This is a genomic window from Rathayibacter tanaceti, assembly GCF_001634385.1.
GTDB classification, from domain to species: domain Bacteria; phylum Actinomycetota; class Actinomycetes; order Actinomycetales; family Microbacteriaceae; genus Rathayibacter; species Rathayibacter tanaceti.
On sequence record NZ_LIIN01000229.1, the window covers coordinates 1 to 2,058 of the forward strand.

The window sequence follows — 2,058 nt, forward strand, 5'->3', positions numbered from 1 at the left end:
GCTGTCGTGTCGGGCTCCGACTACCTCTGACAGCCCCGCGCCTACCGGCCGCCCGCGCTCGCCGGCCGACTCCGAGGACCCCGCGCCCCCACCCGCTCAGCGGTCAGGGCGCGGGTCCTCGTGCGTGCGCGTGCTCAGCGGTCCCGTCGTGCCGTGCCTCCGCCGGCGCGCCTGCGGCCCGGCGTTAGGCTGGCTGCGCAGTTCGCGGACCCCCTGCCCACCGGGGCCGCACGACGACAGCAACGGAGCTGGACGTGACCCTCGCACCGAGCACCCTCCCCGATCGAGAAACGGAAGGCAGAGCCCTGGACGACACCGAGACCCCCGCCACGCGCACCGAGACCGACTCGCTCGGCGCGAAGGAGATCCCCGCCGAGGCCTACTGGGGCATCCACACGGCCCGTGCTCTCGACAACTTCCCGATCTCGAAGCGGCCGATCTCGATCTACCCGGACCTCGTCCGAGCGCTCGCCACCGTCAAGCTCGCCGCGGCCCGCGCGAACACCGAGCTCGGTAGCCTCTCACCGGCGAAGGCCGAGCTGATCGAGGCCGCGTGCCGTCGGATCCTCGACGGCGAGTTCCATGAGCAGTTCGTGGTCGGAGTGATCCAGGGCGGAGCAGGCACCTCCACCAACATGAACGCGAACGAGGTCGTCGCCAACGTCGCCCTCGAGATCGGCGGTCATGCCAAGGGGGACTATGCGCAGCTGCATCCGCTCGACGACGTCAACCGGAGCCAGTCGACGAACGATGTCTACCCGACCGCGATCAAGATCGCGATGACCTGGTCGCTGCGCCGCCTGCTGGACGAGCTCGCGCTCCTCCGTGAATCGTTCTCGCGCAAGGCCGTCGAGTTCGGCAGCGTGCTCAAAGTCGGCCGCACCCAGCTCCAGGACGCGGTGCCGATGACCCTGGGGCAGGAGTTCCACGGCTTCGCCACCACGCTGGGCGAGGACCACGCGCGGCTCTCCGAGACCATCTGGCTGCTCGCCGAGGTCAACATCGGCGCGACCGCGATCGGCACCGGCATCACCGCGGACCCGCGCTACGGCGCCGCCGCGGTCCGCCACCTCAACGAGATCACCGACCTCGACCTCGAGATGGCGCAGGACCTGGTCGAGGCCACCAGCGACACCGGAGTCTTCATGTCGTTCTCGAGCGCGCTGAAGCGTTCGGCGATCAAGCTCTCGAAGATCTGCAACGACCTGCGCCTGCTCTCCTCGGGACCGCAGGCCGGCTTCGGCGAGATCAACCTGCCTCCGCGCCAGGCCGGTTCGAGCATCATGCCGGGCAAGGTGAATCCGGTGATCCCCGAGGTGGTCAACCAGGTCGCCTACTCGGTCGCCGGCGCCGACGTGACCGTCACGATGGCGGCCGAGGCGGGGCAGCTCCAGCTCAACGCCTTCGAGCCGGTCATCGCGCACTCGCTGCTGCAGAGCATCACCTGGATGACCCAGGCCTGCACGACGCTCCGTGAGAACTGCATCGACGGCATCACGGCGAACGTCGACCGGCTCGAGGCGATGGTCGCCTCCTCGGTCGGAGTGGTGACCGCGCTGACTCCGAGCATCGGCTACACCGCCTCCGCTGCCCTCGCCAAGGCGGCGCTCGCCACCGGCCGCAACATCGCCGACCTGGTCGTCGAGGCGGGGCTGATGTCGCGGGAGGAGGTGCTGCGGCTGATCTCGCCCGCGCGCCTCTCCGGGATCGAGGCGATGACCGCGGCCCTGCCGATCATCCCTCCTGCCGAGGAGGGCTAGCCGCATCCGAGTCCCGAGCGCTGGGTGACGCGCGCCGGGTGACGCGCCGCGCGGGGGGACGGTCTCACGCAGACGGGCGGCCGGACGCGCGCCACAGGTGCAGCCCGGCGTAGCTGCGCCAGGGCGCCCACCGCCGGCCCGCCTCGGCGAGGGCGTGCGGATCGGACGGCAGGCCGAGCGCCGCCGCCGCGCTCCGCAGTGCGGGATCGCCGGTCAGGAGCACGTCGGGGGTCGCCGGTGACCCGCATCGCGACGGAGCCTGCGGTCCAGGCTCCGATGCCGGGGACCGCGAGCAGGC

Annotated in this window: 1 protein-coding gene and 1 pseudogene; one reads left to right on the forward strand and one right to left on the reverse strand. The window is 71.3% G+C overall.

Annotated features, from left to right (window positions below; genetic code table 11):
- The first annotated feature begins 305 nt into the window (after window positions 1-305).
- A complete protein-coding gene (locus ACH61_RS15195) occupies window positions 306-1,760 on the forward strand; it encodes an aspartate ammonia-lyase (RefSeq protein WP_068213664.1) in 1,455 nt (484 codons plus the stop codon).
- Window positions 1,761-1,824: 64 nt separating this feature from the next.
- Here the strand turns inward: ACH61_RS15195 and ACH61_RS16525 are convergent.
- Window positions 1,825-2,058 (reverse strand): annotated as a pseudogene (locus tag ACH61_RS16525) (hypothetical protein); the annotation flags it as partial.